This window comes from Kitasatospora aureofaciens (assembly GCF_001188955.3).
Lineage (GTDB): Bacteria > Actinomycetota > Actinomycetes > Streptomycetales > Streptomycetaceae > Kitasatospora > Kitasatospora aureofaciens.
In genome coordinates, this window is the sequence record NZ_JPRF03000021.1 from 496,634 (window position 1) to 515,575 (window position 18,942).

The window sequence follows — 18,942 nt, forward strand, 5'->3', positions numbered from 1 at the left end:
TGAAGATTGACGTTACCATGGGGAAGTGGAACCCGATCAAGAAAAGGCACCCCCATGACCCAGGACCTCAACGGCCGCAACCCCCGCGGCCTCTACTTCCTCACCGAACTCGCCAACACCGTCCGCGACCACCCCGAAGCCACCACCGCCGACCTCCAAGCCGTCCTGGAACGCCACGGCGGCCCAGCGCTCCAACTCACCGACACCGACGCCCAGGAACTACGCCAGGCCACCACCCACCTCATCGCCATCCTCACCACCCGCGACCCCGACAACGCAGCGCAGGCCATCAACACCCTCCTCGACCGCTACCCAGCCCGCCCCCGCCTCGTCAAACTCCCCGGTCGTCCCTGGTCCATGCACACCCAGACACCCCCCACCGCCGACCTCACCCACTGGCTCCTCTCCACCTGCGCCCTCGCCCTCGGCATCTGGCTCAGCGAACGCCAAACCTGCGCCTGGGGCCAATGCGCCGCCCCCGGCTGCAACCGCTTCTACATCGACACCGGCCGCCGCACCCCACAACGTTTCTGTACCCCCCGCTGCGCCACCCGGGTCCGTGTCGCCGCCCACCGGGCCCACCAAGCCACCACGTGACCGTCCACACGTTCCATAGGCAGGGTGGCGCGCTCTCGGGCGCGCGAGTAGGACGTAGTTCTTCCGGCCGCCCCGGGTCTCCCAGACGCCCTCGTCGGGCTGGTCCCAGTGGTCGCAGAGCCAGCCCACGACGGCGCCGACCTCATCCCAGCGGTCGCTGCTGATCGGCTGACCCCACTTGTCGTAGAGGTAGACCGAGCCGATCAGGGCTCCGTAGATGTCGAGTTGGAGCTGTTTGGTCGCGGCGTTGCCCACCCGCACGGGAGCGGATCCCAGATGGCCTTCGAGGTGGGACAGGTCGGTCTCCTCCGGACGCGGCCGGCCGCCCCGCCGACCTGCGCGAAACGCAGGACTGGCTCGTGCGACGAGGCCGGGAGCCCTAGCGGGGAAACACGGATGAAGGCGTGCGGCCCGTCAGGCGTCGGGCGGTGCGGGTCAAGTGAGCCTGGTCGGCGAAGCCGGCGGAGGCCGCTGCGGCTGCCACGGTCTCGCGGGGCAGGTCGGCGACTGCCACGCGCAGCCGCGCCCACTGCCGCAGCCGTGTGAGCGGGATGCCCACCGCGTCACGGGCCAGAGCGCGCAGCCGTGATGGCGAGATTCCCACGCCGGCGGCAACGGCCTCGATGCCGGCATCGTGGTCGGGCCTCGTGTATTCCCCCACGGCATGGGCGAGCCGGGGGTCGAGGGAGGCCGCCTCCCCGTGGAGACGGGTGAGTTCGGCGCACGCGGCGGCGAGGTCGGCATGAGCGCTGGCCTCGCTGGTGGGGCCGAGGGCGTCCAGCACACGCTGGGTCTCGGCGACGTCGAGGCGGCACGGTCCGGAGGCGGAACGGAGTTTCCAGGGGTCGAGGAAGAGGGCGACATAGGCCGAGGAGGTGGCGCAGGTGTGCACCAGTTGCGGGGGCACGATCATGCCGGTCGACGCCATGACCCCGTCGGCATGCCTGACCTCGATCGGGCCCGCGAGGGACAGCACGACCTTCCATGCGGGATGGCGATGACGGGTGACCTGGAACGGGCCCGACTCGGCGAACATCGTGGCCGTGGGATCGGTGAGGAAGTCGACTCGCCGATCGTTTCGTTCAAGCGCCCAGCTGCGTGTCGGGGCCACGGTCATGTCATGAACGATATCGCGGCCATCACGTTTGGCATTTTCATGATTGTCTCGGGTGCGGCGCACTTCCTGTTCCCCGCGTACATGCGTCGTCTGATCCCGTCGTGGATGACAGGCCTGCTTCCTCCCTTGCTGGGTCGGGTCGAGTTCCTCGTCGTGGCCAGCGGGGTGGCGGACATCGTCGTCGGGGGTCTGATCCTCGTGCCACAGGCACGGGCCGTGGGCGGGTGGGCCGCCGCCGGTCTGGTCATGACATACCTGGTCTGCCATGTGGACGCCTTGACCAGGTCGTTCAACGACCACCCACGACGGCTCGGCGGTCCGACGGTCCGGCTGGCGGTCAACCTCGGCTATATCGCGTGGGCGATCGCAATCGGGTGGACCGCGGCGTGACAAGCTCTCGCCCATGGTTTGCGCGGCGCCGGCGCTAACCGGGGAGGGCGCGGCGCACCAGCGACGATCCAGAAGTCTGGTTCGGTTCCCCGGCCTCCCGGGGCCGGGTCGCACTGCCCGGGGCCGGACAGTGCGTCAGGGCGCCGGGAACCCTTCTGCGCGCCCTGTTCGGTGATCCCGCCAAGGACGCCCGGCACCATCCCGCTGCGGCAGCAACGGCTCGATCCGAGCCCACGCAGCATCCGTTATCTCTCCTCGACCCGCCACAAGATCAATTATGAGACACGACCTACAACGCCGGACGAGCCCACCGCGGCCTGGATCTACGAGCACCAGACGACGATCCCAACGTCATCCTCCTGCCCATGGCCGCAGTCCGACGCCACCAAGTACTCGGCGGACTCCTCAACGAGTACCACCCCACCCCGATCAGGCCGCCCCATGGCCTGCGGGAAACACCCAGCTCAGCGGCCTGATCGGACTTTTGACACCCTTCAGGACTACGGGGAGTTCCTCAACCAGGTCGCCAAGCCGCTGGCCGCAAGCCGTACCGGCAGGTCTCATCGGTTCGAGACTTTCTGGAGCGAACTGCATGACATCAGCTGTGCGACGGCGGCTTTGCGGCCGTGCGGTCCGGCGTCCGCTCAGCAGCACTGGCCGGTCGCCTCGGCCTTGCTGAAGTCCCCCGCCGCGAACGCCCTGGCGGGAATGGTGAAGTACAGCGTGCCGGTGTCGAGCACGGCGTGCAGGGACAGCGGGACATCTGCCAGCACCGGCCAGGGGGTGCCGGGTTCGAGCAGCGCGGACCCGCCGAGCTGTGACCGGCCTGTGGCAGGCGTCTTCTCCGAGGCCGCGGCCAGCCGGAAGCCTCGCCGGGCCATCGCTGCGAACTGCGGCCCGGCTTCCGGGCCGAGCCGCTCTCCACACAGCCGGCGCATGACAGCCGGGTCGTCGAACTCCATGAGGCGATCCTCTCAACCTATGCGCACCCCACAGCGCGGCCCCTTGCGGCGCAGCACCATGGTCCGGGTGGGGAAGCCGCGGGTCCGGAGCCAGTGAGCCGGGGTTGTGTGGGACGGTTCCGCTGGGGTGATCATTTCAGTAGCGGCGACACCGCGCCCGCGATCGTGGTCAGCAGGCCCTCCCTGGGGACGGTCCGCTGCCCGGCCGGGTGCGAGACTCGCATCTGCCGGTGAGGCCGGCCACCTCATGCCGGCCGCTCCGCCCACGCGGAGCGGCCGTCCTGCTGGACCTGCAAGGGCCCGCGGCCCCGAGGGTTCGGAGCGGGAACTGCGCACCGAGACGGCGCCGGAGGCTGCCGAGTACCCGGACTGCGCCGCGGACTGTGCGGGAGGAGGACGTCGGGCCGCTGTGGCTGCCGCTGCCGATCGGGCCGGGTGTGTGGGAGCTCCGGCCCGACCCGAGCCGGGGCTCCCGCGGCGGCCCGCCACCTCGCTTCGACGCGCGAGCCATCCCCGGCCCATGCCGACCAGGAACAGCGACCCAAGCGACCGGACAGCCAGGACGACGGCCGGGCGGCCGGCGGAACCAGCCCGCACGGGGGGCGCGTCCGGCCAGGTCGTCACGGTGCCTGGCTGGGCCGGGGTGTTCGGCGTACGCCAGGGCGGCGGGCAGCGCGGTCTCGCGCATGTGCGGCGTCGGGATCGTCGAGGAGCGGCGCGACGGGCGGGTACGGGGCCGGCTTGGGGGGACGCACGGTGTCCATCACCGTGTTCGTGGGGAGGCCGATCCCGCAGATCTGCGGGTCATCCGTGTCAGTGCCGAGGTGACTCGCTTTCGGATCTGGTCGTCGAGGTCGTGCTCCACCGCTCTCAGGTCGGTCTCCGTCAGCCACCGTCGCCTGATCCCGATGGCGACCGCGGTGACGCGCGGAAGGGAGTCCGGATCGGCGAGGGCGGCGCGCGTCGTGGCCGGGGCGCTGGGGGCGTCGAGGGGCGAGAGGTGGCTGATCACCGCGGCCCGCACGGAGGCGGCGCTGTCGTCGCGCAGTGGTAGCACGTCCTCCTCTGTCAGTACTTGGGAGTCCTCCAGCGCCTTGAGAGCTGCCTTCTTCACCTCAGGGTCCTCGTCCCGCAGGAGCCAGCGGGCCTTGGCCTGCCAGAATGTGCCTCGTCTGGCCAGGGTGCGGACGGCGGCTTCGCGGACGGCCGGCGCCGGATCGGCCAGGGCCTGGTAAAGGACCCGCAGGTCCTCGTCCGTGGGCGCGACGTTCAGAGTCGTGATCGCGCTCGCCCTGACCACCGGCTCCGGGTCGCTCGCTACGGCCGCGCGCAGGACGGCTCTGGTGGTGGGGGCGAGGTACGGGCGGCGACGGAGGGTCCTGGCAGCGGCGATGCGCAGCTCAGGGTCCGGTGATGTCGTGAGGGTGTCCGCCAGCGTCGGCTCGGTGCCCGGGATGGACAACGAGAAGCCGCCGGTGTCCAGTCCGTCCGCGGTCTCGTCGAGCCAGCGCTCGTACCAGGCGAGGAAGTCGGTGTCGGGGCTGAAGAACAGCTCCCGCTCGGGGTCGAGGTCGATGTTGACGACCCGGCCGCGGGCCGGGCCGGTGACCACGAGCGCGGTGAGGTAGCTGCACCCCTGGCTGGTGATGGCCATGGTGCCGCTGAACGGCGGTCTCGGGCGTCCCAGTCGCTGCCACCAGTCCTGCCCGACGCGGACGGCGGGCTCGACGGGGAACGGTCGGGCCAGGTGTCCGGTCGCGGTCGACCCGTCGACGTTCCAGTCCGTCAGCGGCAGCAGCCCGTAGTGGGGGCCGGCGCCGTCGTGGCCCACTTCGGTCAGGAATCGCCGATAGGCCGCAGGCAGCCTGACGCCGTGCTGTGCTTCGAAAGCCGAGACCTGACGTTCGGTCAACGGCGGGCCGAGATAGAAACCGTGACGCTCCTCGCCGAAGGATCGTCCACGAGCGGGAAGGCGGGGAACTCGCGCCAGTTTGGCGGTGATTCTGCGGAGACGTTCATCCACGTCGCGTTGCTTTTTTCTCAGGGGCACCCGCCCAGCGGGGGTGCGCAGACACCCACCATGCCAGCCCGAACGGCCGCTCAGCCAGCCCCGCCCATCACCGCCCTCCTGCAACGCCGTCCTTCGGCCGACCGGCACCTGCGGCTGGGAGAGATGCCGACCTGACCCTGCGGTACTTCTTCGATCCGCTCGACTTCAGCGGCACGCGAGAGATGATCATTCCCTCTAGCAGCCGATGGCGCAGCCCAGGCGCATGAGCTGCACTGGTCGAACCGCCGGGTCCTGGTCGCCAGGCTGACCCGCCGCCACGTCACAGACCGGCACGCGGAGGCCGCGGAGCAGGGCGTCCTCGAGGACGGCGTCGAACTCGATCGGCCGTGCGGGCGGGTCGCCAGGCAGGCCGAGAGCGCGGAAGAGCTCGTGGCGGATGTCACGGGGCGCGCCCCGGCCGGCAGTTGTCGGTCGGGCAACGGTGGTGTGCCTGTCTTCGACGCCGAGGGCAACGGGTTCTGCGTCGAGTGCAGCTATGCCCGGGGGGTTTCGTCTGATGCGCCGCGGGGGTGGTCTCGCGTCGTGTGCACGACGCGAGACCACCCTTGACCGGCTACTCGGTCTCGGGGGGCGGTGATCAGCCGGGGAGCTGGCTGTTGCAGTTGCTCATCCAGGCGCTCATGGTGCTTTGCGTGGAGTAGTCGCCGGAGTGGTGGGCGGCCAGGTAGACGTTGTAGATGTCGGCCTTGATGTCGCCACCGGTCTGCGGGCCGACCTGGCCGTCCTGCTGGATGCCCTTCGAGCCCTGGTAGGCGACCACCGCGTTGTAGGTGTTCTGGCCGAACTGGCCGTCGACCGAGAGGCCGGCGCTGTCGAGGTAGTTCATGGCCTGCTGGACGCACCTTACCGGCTGACCGGTGGAGCCCCACTGGATCGTGGAGGCGGCGTTGGCCGTGCCGACGGCGAGGCCGAGGGCTGCGGTAGCGCCGATGGTGAGGGTGGCCGCACGAAGGGCCCACTTCTTCTGCATGTCGAGTCTCCTCAATCGCTCAAGTCACTCTGGTCACGGGAGCGTTGTCGGGTCGCTCCCGTCGTATTCGTGTGGCCCCGCCCCCATTGGGCGCGGGGCGAGGCCACAGGTGCTGTCAGTTCTCGGCTCTGCAGCGGGTCGCCTGGAGCCGTTGCGGGGCCGTTGGGGTCTCTCGCTGCCGATGACGATGCGTCACCTCGCCTCCTGGGCCAAGGGATTCGTCTCTCGACGAATCCCTTGCCGCGGCTGTCTGGCGGGGTCCAGGATCAGCAGGTGTTGAGGATCCGTTTCACCGACCGGGATCTGGCGCTCACCCGGGTCGCGCCGGCCGCCGACATGTCCGCGGAACTGTCCTTGAGTCTCCACCTGCTGGCGACCCGCCGGCCGGAGAGCAGGCTCGGGAAGTGGCGCGAGCAACTCGGGCGGCGCTGGAAGCCGCGTTCGGCCATGCTGTTCGACCTGTTCGCGGCGACCGACCTTCCGGAATTCCTGATCGCGCGGCCAGAGGGCCGGGACACGGCCGAGGCCACGGCGGACGGGATGGACCGGGACGGTCGCGGCTATCTGCGAGGGCTGGGCCGCCTGCGCCGGCTGACACCGTTCGCCAGGGATCTGGCGAACGGTGACCACCGGTCGCGTGTGCTGCTCGGCGACCTCACGGCGGAGTACCAGTCGGCGGCAATCACGCCGTACTGGGAGCAGATCGACGCTGTGGTGGCCGCGGAGCACCAGTACCGGACGAGGCAGCTGGCCACCGGGGGCCTGAACGCGGTACTGGCCACACTGCACCCGGCCGCCCGGTGGAAGCCACCTGTCCTGAGCCTGCCGATGTCGTCGCCCTGCGTGACCGAGCTTCCCCTGGCGGGTCGCGGCCTGGTGCTTCACCGCCGTCTTCGCGTCCGGCCGCCTGGTGATCGCCGGCTTCGAGCGTACGGAAGACCCGCCCGTGCTCATCTACCCCCTGCCAGCCAGCACGCCAGCATCCTGGCCGACGCCGGCCTCACCACCAAACAGCGACAAGGCGGCACAGTGCTGCACCACATCACACTGCTGGGCGAAGTCCTCCTGCAAGGCGGAGTGGAACATGCCGCGCAGAGCGCAACGCGGACGCTGCAGGCGGAGACGAACTGACGGAGATCCTCGCGCCCTAACCCGACAACATCATGAATCTGGAGAGCCTTCTGTGAGTACCCTCCTGTCCACCCGATGCCGGGTGTCGCTGGGCCTGGCCCTGGCGTCCGTACTGACGGGCGTCGGCGCGTACACCGCCGCGGCCGCACCCGCCGCGGCCGCACCCGCCCCGATACCCCTCACCTCCTCGGCCTGCCCGGCCGACCTGCAGCAGGGTGAGGCCGACGGCTGCGTCACCCAGCTCCAGCTGGAGCTCAACCTGACCGGCGCCCAGCTCACCGTGGACGGGCAGTTCGGATCGGCCACCGGCACGGCCGTGCGCACTTTCCAGGCCTCCCACTCGCTGACCGCGGACGGCATCGTCGGCCCGGCCACCAAGTCGGCGCTCGACGCGGCGGCGGCCGCCGCCTCCGCCACCGTGGACCTGCGCACCCAGTGCGGCGATCTGCAGACCGGCGCCGGCGGCGCGTGCGTCAGCACCCTGCAGACGATGCTCAACACCTTCCACGCGGGCCGCCTCACCGTGGACGGGCAGTTCGGCCCGGCCACCGACACGGCCGTGCGCAACTTCCAGGCCGCCCACACCCTGACCATCGACGGCATCGCCGGCACGGCCGTCAAGAACGCCCTCTACACCAGCACCCCCGCCCCGCTGCCCAGCGGCGCCGTCGACCCCATCAAGGTCCTGAACGCGGCGAAGTCCTACCTGGGCGTCAAGTACGTGTGGGGCGGCGGCCACTCCCTGCGCGGCGAGGGCCCCGGCCCCTCCCTGGGCACCTGCGACCAATACACCGGCCCCCAGCCCTGCGCGGCCAATACGACCGTCGGCCTGGACTGTTCGGGCCTGGTGCGCGCGGCCTTCTGGTTCGGCGCCGGCATCGACCTCGCCCATGGGGGCGGCACGACCGAGCAGACCCTGGACAGCCACCTCACCCCGATCACCGAGTCCCAGCGACGCCCCGGCGACGTCGAGTACTTCGGCGCGGACGCTCACAACACCGTGCACGTCGTCCTCTACGCCGGCACCGACCCCACCACCGGCGCCGACATGATGTACGAGGCGAAGGAAACAAACACCAACGTCCACTACGTCACCCTGCGCACCGGCGGCTACTGGTACCACGTCTCGGCCTGACCACCCGGGTGCCGCGCGGGTGACGGCTGCCGTCACCCGCGCAGCGCCCGACACCACCAGCCCAGGGCAGCTTTCCGCTCCAGCACGCCGCCACCGTCGGCGTCATGGCGCGGTGGTTCGGTTTCACCGGCGCCCGCGCCCTGCGTTCGTTCTTCGAATTGCGCGGCAGCGGTACTGAGGGGGACATCATGCGACCTGAGTTCGTCACGGTCATGGGCACCGGATACGTGGCGCGCAGCGTCGCCGACCGCCTGGCCGACGCCGGCTTGACGCCCAGCAACCCGCCGACCGGCGGTGCCCACGTGCTCGTGACCGGGTTCGCCGTCGCGGAGCCCAGCCCGCACATCTTCGAGGAGACCCGCCGCGTCCTCGCCGCGATGACGCCCGGTAGCTGGTGGATCGACATGACCCACCCCCCGCTGCGGACCGACGACCTGTGGGTTCCGCCGGAGGATCTCGCCCGGGTCACACGGGTGCGCGTGCCGGTCACCGACGTGCGCGGCGTGCTGGTGGCCAGTCCGCCTGTCGACCTGGACCTTCGCAGCCGCCAGGTGTGCGGCGCCATCCTGAGGGTCGCCGACCTCGTCCTGCCCACGCAGACCCCCGAGTTCCCGGCAGCGAGGCACAATGACTTGGTCTGGTTGGGGAGGAGGGGCCCGTGGGGAAAGGGGACGGCCGGCGGGACCGGCGCCCGGGGCGCGGTCCGGCGGGTGGGGTGTTGCTGCGGGGCCTGGTTGCCGTGCTGGGGCTGGCGATCGTGGTGTTCGGCTTCGTCCGCTACCACGATGCCTACGACGAGGGCGGGGCCTACCTCGACGCACCTGTCTGCGATGCCCGGGCGGACGGGGAGGCACAGGTGGACTGCCTGCGGTCCGAGAGCGGCCGGGTGACGAAGAAGTGGGTCGACACCAACATCGACACGGCCTCGTACCGCCTCACCGTCCTGCGGGAGAACACGCCGGCCCGCACCTACAAGGTGGATAGGTCGTTCTACGAGGCGGTGGACGTCGGCTCGACCGTGGAACTGCGTTCCTGGCGAGGGCGGGTAGCCGAAATCATCCAGCAGAAGCACCGGAGTGACCCGCCGTCCACCCCGTGGGCCGCGGCGTTCCGGATCAGCCTGCTGGTCACGGCGGGCACGGCGCTGCTGGCCGGCGGCCTGGCCGGGGTGTTCCTGGAGCGGTGGAGGATCCAGGCGGTGATCCTGGTCCCGCTGTTCCTCCTCACCTGGGGCCTCGGTGCGCGGCTACTGCTCTGGCACTGGCCGCAGGCCCTGACCATGGGCCTGCCCGCGCTGGCCTGGCTGATCGCCGCCGGCCTGGCGACAGCCGCGGCGAAGGCGAACTGAGTGCGAGCCGCCCGGCCGTAGCGACGGCGGCCTGATGCTGCTCGAACTGCAGCACCAGGCCAGCGTCCTGGCCGGCCAGGTCCAGGTCGAGCTCCTCGATGTTGACGTCCACGATCTCCTCGGAGCGGGCGCACGTCTCGCAGAGCGTCCGCCACAGCGCCTTCTCCCGGAGGTGGACGTCGTGGCGGCCGATCAGCCGAAGGTGAGGAGGCGCGGGTTGGCGGCGCTGGCGGTGGTGCGGGATCTGCGTGAGCATCGGGATCCGGTTTCGGCGGAGGAACTGGAGCAGTTCGAGACCGACGCGCTGGCCGGCTTCGTGCTGGCTCGGACGTCGGCCGGGTTGGCGGACAGCACGATCCGTGGCGACGTCGGCCACGTGGAAGAGATCCGCACGTGGTTCGGTCGGTCGCTGTGGGACATGGAGCCAGCCGACGCGGACGCGTACTCCGGGCGGGTGCTGCGGGGCTCGCCCAGCGGTACCCGTCTGGCCCGCTCCCAGGCGCTGAGCACGTACTTCCTGTTCCTGGAGTTGCGACACAACGTCTGAGCTTGTTCTTTAACCTCTCGCCCGGAGCCGGGCCTACGTGGCATCCGCGTACGCGAGGTGGGTGCCGCAGGCTCGGCACTGGAAGAGGTAGGCGGTTGGCTGGCCGTCCCTGGTCAACGCGTTGAGGTATTGCTCGGCCTGTGGCTTGGGCCAGGAGGTGAGTTCTTGTCGAAGGGATGCCGATGCATCTGGGTAGGCGGCAAGCTCGGCGGCTCCGGCGGGGCCGAGGAAGGCCGCGCCGTCTGCGCAGTGGATCAGCCATCGCTCCTGCTGCCAGCCGCTGAATCCTGGCGTGCGTTGCGTGATCGCGAAAAGCCGATCCATCGGGACGTCGTCGACGACATCGGTGAACTGGGCCTCGAAGCGGTCAGCCGCGCTCCCGTCCGCGATGCACCACGGGCAGAGTCGATCGCGGAGATTCTCGGCCGCGTAGACGGGGCCGGCGTAGATGTAGCCGCGGGCCCGACCACAGCAACTGCACTCCGTGTCGGACTGGACGATGGCGCCGGTGGCCACGGGGTCGGGGTGATACGGAAACACGGGAAGCGGCTCTCTCACGGGCAGCGACCGTATCACCGCAGTCCCTGCCGCTCAGGCGGGTCTGTCAGTCCTCCGGGGCTTGGTACCCCTCTTGTGATGAGCCGGGCGGGCGTACGCCTCGCCGGTCGCGAGGACTTTGCCGACGTCGTGACGGGGTGCCGGAGTGCGGTTCGGGGAGCCTGGTGGTCGGCCGGGGCCGGGCCGGGTCGGGTCGGTTTCCGTGCACGCGCCGGCGATGGGGTCTTCGTGTGGAGGTTCCTGAACCCGCGTCGGACACGGGCGGGGGTGAGCTTGTTCGGTTCGGCCGGTCTTTCCCACGGGCGGCGGAGGTCGGTGGCGAGGGGGCGGGCGAGCCGGAGCTGGGTGTGGGCGGCGATCACCAGCCAGGTCCACCGGTCAGCCGCCTCGGAGCTGCGGAGTCTGGGCTTGGTCCAGCCGAGCGTCTGCTTGAAGAGGCGGAAGGTGTGCTCCAGGTCGAATCTTCGCCCGCACGTCTGGGGAAGTGAGAGGCCGGGGGGATCCCAAGTGCCGCTCACATCACACCAGATACGTATGGCTCCATGGGGGGAACCATGAACATCCGCTCCAGCATCGCTGTGCTCGCCCTCGGCCTCGGCGCCGGCCTGCTGGCCGCCGCGCCGGCCTCGGCGTCGTCGTTCCCGCCGCTGTCGTCCAACTCCACGGTGGAGATCCAGGCCGACTTCAGCGGCAAGTGCCTGGAGGTCGCGGACGCGCGCACCGACGACGGCGCGCCCATCGTCGAGGCGACCTGCACCGGCGCCAGCAACCAGCAGTGGAGCATCACCAACGGCTACGTCTTCAACGTCCACAGCGGCAAGTGCCTGGACCTGCCGGGCTGGAACCGCAACGCGGGCACGGCGATCGACCAGTGGACCTGTAACCAGGGCGACAACCAGCGCTGGGGCCACCTCGACCTCACCGGCGGCGGCATGTCCATCGTCAACACTCGTCATGCCGTGGGAAGAACCCTCGGGCGGCCACGAGGTCAAAGCTCCGTAGGCCCGGGCGCAGCCGCTGAACCATATGCCCCTTTGTGGCGTCTTCTGCCCCGTACCCATCCCGATCAAGGAGATCCCACTGTGAAGGTCCACCCCGTTACCGCTCTGTTCCCGATGCTCGGCCCCGACGAACTCCTCGACCTCGCCCAGGACATCGAGAGCAACGGCTTGACCGAGCCCGTCATCCTGGACGCCGACGGCGTCCTCCTGGACGGCCGCGGACGACTCGCCGCCTGCGAACTGGCCGACGTCGAACCCCGCTTCACCACCTATCAGGGCGACGATCCGGTCTGCCTGATCGTGTCCGCCAACCGCCACCACCCGAACACCACCGCGAGTCAGCACGCCATGATCGCCGCGATGGCACGCTCACTGTCCCCGGGCTCACTCCCGTCCGACACGGCCCGGTGCGGCATCAACGTCACCCGGCTGTCCATCGCCACCACCGTGCTCGAACACGCCCCCGACCTCGCCGAACAGGTCCGCATCGGCACCCTCGCCCTGAACGCCGCCTACACCGCCGTCCGCAGACGCAAGGCTGACGCCAAGGCCCTCCTCGCCCAGCACGCACGACTGCGCCAGCACGCCCCCGACCTCGCCGAGCAGGTCATCGCCGGCCACCTCGCCGTCACCGACGCCACCGCGGCCCTCGACTCCCGACAGGAGGAGGAACACCTCCGCCGGCGCGTCGAGGAGATCGACGCCATCCGCCTCGCCGACGGCGACACCACGCCGGCCTTCGCCCGGACCGCCGAAGCGGGCGATGTCGACTGGCGCCACGCCCATCAGATGGCCGAGCAGTACCTCGCCCAGCGCCACGACGCCATCCGCCACGTCCAGCACAGCCTGGCCGGCATCGCGGAACTCTGGAGCGCCGTCCAGGATCTCGCCCACCACTCTCGGAGCCCCTACGCCCGGGAAATCCTCAAGGGCCTCACCGGCCCGGCGCGCACCCTCGCCCACCGCCTCATCGCTCTCGAAACCGCTTGCGCGACAGGCACGGCCTGATCTGCACCCCGCTGCCGTTACGGCTGAGACAGGGGCCGGAAGTCTTCTGCGGCGGCGGAGAAATGACCCGCCGCCGCTGCCTGTGCATACTCCAACGCGCTCCGACGGACCCCGGGTGCCGCATCTGGCCGGCGGCTCCGCGCCCATCCAGGGCCTGGCCGCTGACCGGCTCAAGCGCTGCTCCACCCGGCTCCGGGCGCTCGCCCACCGACCTGGACGGACCAGGGCCCGAGTTGCCGTGCAAGAGGCGGAGACCGAAGGAACGCCGCGCAGCCGTCCATGCGGGCCGTGTCAACGCGAACCCGGGTAGGACCGTGGCCCAGCGGCGACCTCGCCCGACTGCGCCCCAGCCCTTCCCGGGACGGCGGCCGTCGCGACCGGCATCGACGGTCAGGAGAATTGTCCGATTAAGACACTTATGCGACGTTATATCAGCTGATATGGCATTCCGTCAGTTCTTCGTCAGATGTCCATGTGATCTGCATGATACGAACTTGTGTATTCGGGGTCGGTCTGCCTAGCGTTCAGGCTGTTCGCACCTGCGGACCCTGCCGCCGGGACGCCGAGTCCTGTCCACCGGTCGGCCGGACGTCGAGCAGTGCACCGGGCAGGAGCGGGGGAACCAGGTAGTTCGCCGCGCCCTGCTCGGCCCGTTCACGGACGAGATGGGTGTGGCTAGGGGTGAAGCCGCTACGTGCGGCCGGGCTACCTCACGGCCCGAACCCGACAGCTCACCTCGCAGGCGTCGCAGAGGGACGCCCCATGCTGATTTCAGGTACCGGCCGGCATCGCCGTGCGCGCCGGAGACACACCCCGCGTCTGGCCGCCACCGCCGGGATCGCCGGCGCCGGCCTCATGCTGCCGCTGCTGAGCGCGAGCGGAGCCTCCGCCGCGCCCGGCTCCCACACGCACGCGAGCCACGCCGGCTGGCAGGAGCACCATCAGCACCGGCACCAGAGCGACTCCGATAGTCAGCACCGCCACCAGGCCGGCCCACCCTCCGCTCCGGCCTCGCCCGACGCCTCGCACGCCTCGCACGCCTCGCACGCCTCGCCGTCGCCGTCCGCCCCGGCCTCCCACGCCCCGGAATCCGCGGCCGCGCGCCCCGGCGGCGAGTCCCAGGGCTCCCATCCAGCGTGGCCCTCTGCTTCGACCCCGGCCCCGGCGTCCCACACGTCCGCGCCGTCCTCCCCGTCCGCCCAGGTCACGCACGCCCCCGCTCCCGCGGCCGCACCCGCCACCCCGGCCGCGCAGACCGGTTCGAACTCGGACGCCGTGCAGCAGGTCCTCAATCTGATCAACCGGGCGCGGGCCGCGCAGGGTCTGCCCGCCTACACCATCACGTCGGGGCTGACCGACAGCGCCGAGGCCCACAACCAGACGATGGCCGGCGGCTGCGGCATGTCCCACCAGTGCCCTGGCGAGGCCGAGTTGGGGGCACGGGAGACGGCTGCGGGCGTCCAGTGGAACGCCGCCGGGGAGAACATAGGCTACGGCAGCGGGGTCTCCACCTCGGCCCAGGACATCGCCGCCCTGGCGGTCAGCCTGACCCAGGGCATGCTGAACGAGACGCCGCCGGACGACGGCCACCGCAAGAACATCCTCAGCAGCGTATTCACCCACATCGGCATCGCCGTCCACCGGGATGCCAGTGGAACCGTCTGGCTCACCCAGGACTTCTCCAACTGACCCGTCCGTCAAGGACGTAGGCCGAGGCCGGACCGACCCCGTCCGGGCGGGTCGGCCGCCTCCGTCCCGCGGGCACCCGGCCCGTGAGACGGAGGCGGCCGGAGGATCAGGACCGGATGTCGAGCGCGCCCACCGGGTGGCCGGACCAGATCGCCCGGGCGGCCACAGCCGGAAGGAGTCCCCCGTTCGGACGCCGTCCTGGCTGTCGTGTGGGTCATGACTCACCGCGTGCGGTACACCGTCGAGGCGAAGACGGCGATCGACGCGCTGCCCGCTGAGCGTCGTGCTCTCTTGGCCTCCCGGCCCAGCAGGCGGTGCGCGGTGATCAGCGCCACCGCGGCGCTGCGGGCAGGCATCGCCTCCTCTTTAGCTTGGGATCTACTGACTTCAGCTCGTCAGGGTGAGGTAGGGCTGTCGGGGGTCAGCCCGGTGCCGACTGTGAAGCCGTCGAGGATGTTGGGCCGGTACTGAAGGCGCTTGAGCCGGTGGCGCACCGGCCACTGCCGCTCCGTCCGCAGGCCTGAACCGGGATCTCGTCGTCCGCCCGTGCCCGCCCGCCGCCCTGGCCGTGCCGTCGGCGACGCCGGCGTCGAGGTCGGCGGCGTAGCGCACCAGCGCGTCGTACAGCCGGGGCGGTGGTCTGAAAACTCCGCCACACCACCCGTCGGGGAAGCGATCCCACCCGCAGCCGTCGGCGCCAATCGGACCAGTTCTAGGCGTGAACGCGGGGCGAGGACCGTGGCGGGTGTAGGCCGTGGGGCGGCCAGCCGCCAGGAGCCGCCGGATCTCTGCCACGGTGAGGTCCACCAAGATGGGGGAACCGTTTCTGCAGCCCCCTTTGATGCCGCAGCCATCGCGGCCAGGAAGGCATGGGCGAGCATGGCCAGGGTGATGTGCCGCATCCAGCCGGTGTAGCGGCGGACCTCGTACTGGTCCAGGCCACACTCGTTCTTCGCGGCCTGGAAGCACTCCTCGATCGTCCAGCGAATCCCGGCAATCCGCACCAACTGCTCTACTGTCGTGTCGAGTTGTGAGTAGGCAAGGTAGTAGGCGATCTCGTCGGGCCTGCCCAGGCTGCGGCGGGCCAGTGCCCACCGCTGGCGGACCTGGGTCTCGCCCTGGTAGTCGTACTCCGCCACAGCAGGCAGTCGGATGGCCGCCCAGTCGTAGACATGCGGCCCCTTGGCGCCGTGGCCGCACGAGATCCGTTCCCAGGCCTCGGCCGGGGCCTGGGAGAACAGCCAGTCGATGCGTGGACAGCCTACGCTGAACTGGGACTTGGGCACCGCAAGGACGTAGCCGACGCCGGACTGCTCCAGCAGCCGGCGGAAGCGCCCCTCCTGTCCGTAGGCCGAGTCGGCGGTGACCCAGGCGATGGGCAGTGGGGAGGCCAGTGCGCGTAGCACCATGGCCTTGGCCAGCTCACCCTTGGTGTGGAACTCCCGCTCGTCGGGGACCTTCGCCGCGCGGCAGCGGTCCCGATCCTCAGTCCAGGACTTGGGCAGGTAGAGCTCGCGGTCGACCAGGGCCCGTCCGCGGCTGGTGGCGTAGGCGGCGAACACCCCGATCTGACAGTTCTCGGTTCGGCCGGCGGTCCCGGAGTACTGGCGCTGCACGCCCGCGGAGGTGGTGCCCTTCTTGACGAAGCCGGTGTCGTCAATGATCAGGACTCCGTCGCTCCTCCCGAGGCGTTCGGCGACGTAGTGCTGGAGCTCGTCACGGATCTCGTCCGCGTTCCAGCGGGCACCGGCGAGCAGGTGCTGCAGCCCGTCGGGGGTGGCGTGACCGGCGTACTCGGCCAGCTGCCAGCCATTTTTGCGGCCGACCGGGCCGAGCAAGCCTCGGACGTAGCCGCGCATCCGGCGGCGTGGCTCCACGCGCCTGAAGCGGTGGCCGACACGGAGGAAGAGGTCTTCGAGTTCGTTGTCCCAGGTCTCGGCCGCAGGCTCGTTGATCACGACGAGAGACTGCCCCGCCGCTGTCACTGCCAACGTCGGCTGCACACGATCGAGGGGCGGTCCCATGAAGACCGCCCCTGACGGAAATCATCCCGCTACACTCGCCGCGCGCAGCCTCTGACCAGGCAAAACGTCGAAGTCCTGCTGGAGTACTAGGCGCCGTTGTCTTACTGGTGTGATGGACCCAGTCGGCGGCCACGCCACCCATGAAGAGATCACCGACCAGCACAGCGACGGCCTGTCTCGGGCCGCGCGGTGACAATAGGCGTGTCCGGGTGCCAACTGGCGTGTCCCGGCACAGCAGGCCGTAGTCGGCCCGGCGGAGGTTGCATCTGAGGTTGCTGCTTGAAGTTGCTACTCGGGGTTGCGTCAGGCGGTGCCGCCGGAGGCGGGTTTGCGCAGTTCAGCGCCCGTTGTCCATAGGCTGGCGGGCGCCGACTACTTCTCCCCGGGCACCTTCGGCAGTGCCGGGTGAAGTCCGAGCACCGGAGCGCCGAAGGAGAACAGGAGCAGGAGAGCCGGCGCGCAGAGCAGGAGCGGAGACAAGATCCCGGCCACCTGATGCTGCGCGCCGACGGCGTGACGGGTTGTCCGCTGCGCGGTGGCCCGGCGGCCCCGCTGCGCGGCGCCACCGGCCGGGAGGAGGGGCGAGGAGGAGACCCGGCCGGCGCCGACGTTGGCGTTCGATCTGATCGGTCAGCTGCCGCAGGCGCAGCCCGCCGCAGCCTTCGCCTCGGCCGGGCTCTGGGTCGGGTCGACGGCCTGCTCGTCGGGGGTGCAGCAGGCGGTGGTGCCGCAGCAGGCCTCCGGCGCGGCGTCGGACTTGCCGAGGGTGTCGGCGTCGGCCTTGACGACGTAGACCTCCCAGGGCTCCTTGCCGGGGCCGGTCACCCAGGTCTTGTCCTGGAGGGCGTAGCAACAGGAGGTGTCGTTCTCCTCGAAGGTGGCCAGGCCGGCGTCCTTGAGCAGCCTGGTGGCGGCGGTGACCTGCTCGGTGGTCTCGACCTCGATGCCAAGGTGGTCCAGGCGGGTGTCCTCGCCGGCTTCGCCCTCGATGAGGACGAGCTTGAGCGGGGGCTCGGTGATGGCGAAGTTGGCGTAGCCGGGGCGGCGCTGGGCGGGCTCGGCGTCGAAGAGCTTGGAGTAGAAGGCGATGGAGCCTTCGAGGTCGGCGACACGAAGGGCGAGCTGAACACGGGACATGGCGGTCTCCCCGATCCGAGACCTTTGATTCGACATCTGTCGATACAGCGAGCTTGTCTCTCCGAATAGATGGCTGTCAACATAGACACATGTCGAATCTGGAACTGTCGGTGCTCGGCCAGGACGACGCGGTGGCGTGCTGCTCGCCGATGGTCCGCGAGCCCTTGGGCGAGGAAGCCGCCGCCGACCTGGCGAAGATGTTCAAGGCTCTGTCGGACCCGGTGCGGCTGCGGCTGCTGTCGTTGATCGCCTCGCACGAGGGCGGTGAGGCGTGCGTCTGCGACCTGACCGACCCGTTCGACGTGTCCCAGCCGACCATCTCGCACCACCTGAAGGTGTTGCGCGAGGCCGGTCTGGTCGGCTCCGAGCGACGCGGCACCTGGGTCTACTACTGGGTCCTGCCCGCCGCGCTGGCCAAGCTGTCCGCTTTGCTCCAGACCCCGGCCGGCACCGTCCCCGCGACGGGCGGAGGTGGGAGATGACCGAGATGGCTCCGCTCGGGCGCCGGACCGCGGTCGAGTTCTTCGGGACCGGCGCGCTGGTCGCCGTCGTGGTCGGCTCCGGCATCCAGGCCACCAAGCTGTCCCAGGATGTCGGCGTGCAACTGCTCGCCAACTCCCTGGCCACCGTGTTCGGCCTGGGCGTGCTGATCGTCCTGCTCGGCCCGGTCTCCGGCGCGCACTTCAACCCGGTGGTCACCCTGGCCGCCTGGTGGACCGGTCGCCACGACGGTGACGGGCCGAGCTCGCGCGAGGTCGCGGCCTACGTCCCCGCGCAGATCCTCGGTGCGATCGGCGGGGCGGTGCTGACGGATGCGATGTTCGCCGAACCGCTGGTGCGCTGGTCGACCCACGCCCGTTGGGCACCGCACCTGTGGCTGGGAGAGGTCGTCGCCACCGCCGGGCTCATCCTTCTGATCTTTGGTCTGGCCCGCGCCGGCCGGGCGCACTTCGCCCCGGTCGCGGTCGCCTCCTACATCGGCGCCGCCTACTGGTTCACCTCCAGCACTTCGTTCGCCAACCCTGCGGTGACGATCGGCCGGGCGTTCACCGACACCTTCGCCGGCATCGCGCCCGCCTCGGTGCTGCCGTTCATCGCCGCCCAGCTCGTCGGCCTGGTCGTCGGCGTCGCCCTGCTCGCCGCGCTGTTCGGCCCCCCCGCCGCGGCCGCCGCCGAGGACGTCGTCGTCCCGCACGGCGAGCACCACCCCACCGCCGTCTCCGGCCGCTGAGCCCCGCCCCGCCGTTCCCGCCTCGA

Annotated in this window: 17 protein-coding genes, 4 pseudogenes and 1 riboswitch; of the genes and pseudogenes, 10 read left to right on the forward strand and 11 right to left on the reverse strand. The window is 70.5% G+C overall.

The annotated features are described in order from the left end of the window. The first annotated feature begins 54 nt into the window (after positions 1–54). Positions 55–597, forward strand: coding sequence for a CGNR zinc finger domain-containing protein (locus HS99_RS14870; RefSeq protein ID WP_043481032.1), 543 nt, complete (start codon positions 55–57; stop codon positions 595–597). Between the two features lie 51 nt (positions 598–648). Here the strand turns inward: HS99_RS14870 and HS99_RS41180 are convergent. Both HS99_RS41180 and HS99_RS14875 read right to left on the reverse strand, forming a co-directional pair. Beyond that, positions 649–897 (reverse strand): annotated as a pseudogene (locus HS99_RS41180) (glycoside hydrolase family 15 protein); the annotation flags it as partial. A gap of 79 nt (positions 898–976) precedes the next feature. Further along, a complete protein-coding gene (locus tag HS99_RS14875; RefSeq protein WP_232543233.1) occupies positions 977–1,714 on the reverse strand; it encodes a helix-turn-helix transcriptional regulator in 738 nt (245 codons plus the stop codon). A 3-nt stretch (positions 1,715–1,717) separates the two neighbouring features. On the opposite strand from HS99_RS14875, the gene HS99_RS14880 reads away from it, so the two are divergent. Continuing rightward, positions 1,718–2,104: a DoxX-related protein gene (locus HS99_RS14880; protein ID WP_050366212.1), complete on the forward strand. Its 387-nt coding sequence runs from the start codon at positions 1,718–1,720 to the stop codon at positions 2,102–2,104. Between the two features lie 168 nt (positions 2,105–2,272). Here the strand turns inward: HS99_RS14880 and HS99_RS45860 are convergent. The 4 genes and pseudogenes from HS99_RS45860 to HS99_RS14900 all read right to left on the reverse strand — a co-directional run. Beyond that, positions 2,273–2,371, reverse strand: a pseudogene (locus tag HS99_RS45860) (transposase); the annotation flags it as partial. 377 nt (positions 2,372–2,748) lie between these two features. Then, complete coding sequence (locus tag HS99_RS14885) at positions 2,749–3,066, reverse strand: YwqG family protein (RefSeq protein ID WP_030558371.1); 318 nt, start codon at positions 3,064–3,066, stop codon at positions 2,749–2,751. A gap of 763 nt (positions 3,067–3,829) precedes the next feature. Further along, positions 3,830–5,224: a HEAT repeat domain-containing protein gene (locus HS99_RS14890; RefSeq protein ID WP_338074292.1), complete on the reverse strand. Its 1,395-nt coding sequence runs from the start codon at positions 5,222–5,224 to the stop codon at positions 3,830–3,832. 490 nt (positions 5,225–5,714) lie between these two features. Then, positions 5,715–6,107: a peptidoglycan-binding domain-containing protein gene (locus tag HS99_RS14900; protein ID WP_030558375.1), complete on the reverse strand. Its 393-nt coding sequence runs from the start codon at positions 6,105–6,107 to the stop codon at positions 5,715–5,717. 273 nt (positions 6,108–6,380) lie between these two features. Here HS99_RS14900 and HS99_RS14905 point away from each other — a divergent pair, with 273 nt between their 5' ends. From HS99_RS14905 to HS99_RS48415, 4 genes are all read left to right on the forward strand, one after another. Further along, complete coding sequence (locus HS99_RS14905) at positions 6,381–7,238, forward strand: hypothetical protein (protein WP_063737854.1); 858 nt, start codon at positions 6,381–6,383, stop codon at positions 7,236–7,238. A gap of 52 nt (positions 7,239–7,290) precedes the next feature. Next, positions 7,291–8,373: a peptidoglycan-binding protein gene (locus tag HS99_RS14910; protein ID WP_030556529.1), complete on the forward strand. Its 1,083-nt coding sequence runs from the start codon at positions 7,291–7,293 to the stop codon at positions 8,371–8,373. Positions 8,374–9,031: 658 nt separating this feature from the next. Further along, a complete protein-coding gene (locus tag HS99_RS48410) occupies positions 9,032–9,721 on the forward strand; it encodes a hypothetical protein (RefSeq protein ID WP_141763728.1) in 690 nt (229 codons plus the stop codon). Positions 9,722–9,755: 34 nt separating this feature from the next. Continuing rightward, positions 9,756–10,268 (forward strand): hypothetical protein, encoded by a 513-nt coding sequence (locus tag HS99_RS48415; RefSeq protein WP_050366217.1) that lies wholly within the window; start codon positions 9,756–9,758, stop codon positions 10,266–10,268. 33 nt (positions 10,269–10,301) lie between these two features. Here HS99_RS48415 and HS99_RS14930 read toward each other — a convergent pair whose 3' ends face one another. Further along, positions 10,302–10,844, reverse strand: a complete 543-nt coding sequence (locus HS99_RS14930) for a CbrC family protein (RefSeq protein WP_030556523.1) — start codon at positions 10,842–10,844, stop codon at positions 10,302–10,304. A 15-nt stretch (positions 10,845–10,859) separates the two neighbouring features. Beyond that, positions 10,860–11,293, reverse strand: a pseudogene (locus HS99_RS46650) (NF041680 family putative transposase); the annotation flags it as partial. An 87-nt stretch (positions 11,294–11,380) separates the two neighbouring features. Here HS99_RS46650 and HS99_RS41210 point away from each other — a divergent pair. Beyond that, positions 11,381–12,835: an RICIN domain-containing protein gene (locus tag HS99_RS41210; RefSeq protein WP_158876581.1), complete on the forward strand. Its 1,455-nt coding sequence runs from the start codon at positions 11,381–11,383 to the stop codon at positions 12,833–12,835. A 591-nt stretch (positions 12,836–13,426) separates the two neighbouring features. Continuing rightward, a riboswitch (cyclic di-AMP (ydaO/yuaA leader) is annotated at positions 13,427–13,595 on the forward strand. A 2-nt stretch (positions 13,596–13,597) separates the two neighbouring features. After that, a complete protein-coding gene (locus HS99_RS14945) occupies positions 13,598–14,524 on the forward strand; it encodes a CAP domain-containing protein (protein ID WP_050366215.1) in 927 nt (308 codons plus the stop codon). Between the two features lie 221 nt (positions 14,525–14,745). Here the strand turns inward: HS99_RS14945 and HS99_RS47795 are convergent, their stop codons facing one another. From HS99_RS47795 to HS99_RS14955, 3 genes and pseudogenes are all read right to left on the reverse strand, one after another. Beyond that, positions 14,746–14,880 carry a hypothetical protein gene (locus HS99_RS47795; RefSeq protein ID WP_267885578.1) on the reverse strand — a complete coding sequence of 45 codons (135 nt, stop codon included), beginning with the start codon at positions 14,878–14,880 and terminating at the stop codon, positions 14,746–14,748. A gap of 468 nt (positions 14,881–15,348) precedes the next feature. Then, positions 15,349–16,482 (reverse strand): annotated as a pseudogene (locus HS99_RS14950) (IS701 family transposase); the annotation flags it as partial. A 696-nt stretch (positions 16,483–17,178) separates the two neighbouring features. Continuing rightward, positions 17,179–17,685 carry an ArsI/CadI family heavy metal resistance metalloenzyme gene (locus HS99_RS14955; RefSeq protein ID WP_030556514.1) on the reverse strand — a complete coding sequence of 169 codons (507 nt, stop codon included), beginning with the start codon at positions 17,683–17,685 and terminating at the stop codon, positions 17,179–17,181. 89 nt (positions 17,686–17,774) lie between these two features. Here HS99_RS14955 and HS99_RS14960 point away from each other — a divergent pair, with 89 nt between their 5' ends. Both HS99_RS14960 and HS99_RS14965 read left to right on the forward strand, forming a co-directional pair. Next, positions 17,775–18,167, forward strand: coding sequence for an ArsR/SmtB family transcription factor (locus HS99_RS14960; RefSeq protein WP_030556512.1), 393 nt, complete (start codon positions 17,775–17,777; stop codon positions 18,165–18,167). Then, positions 18,164–18,916, forward strand: a complete 753-nt coding sequence (locus HS99_RS14965) for an aquaporin (RefSeq protein ID WP_030556510.1) — start codon at positions 18,164–18,166, stop codon at positions 18,914–18,916. The genes HS99_RS14960 and HS99_RS14965 overlap by 4 nt, the downstream gene beginning before the upstream one ends. Positions 18,917–18,942: the final 26 nt, after the last annotated feature.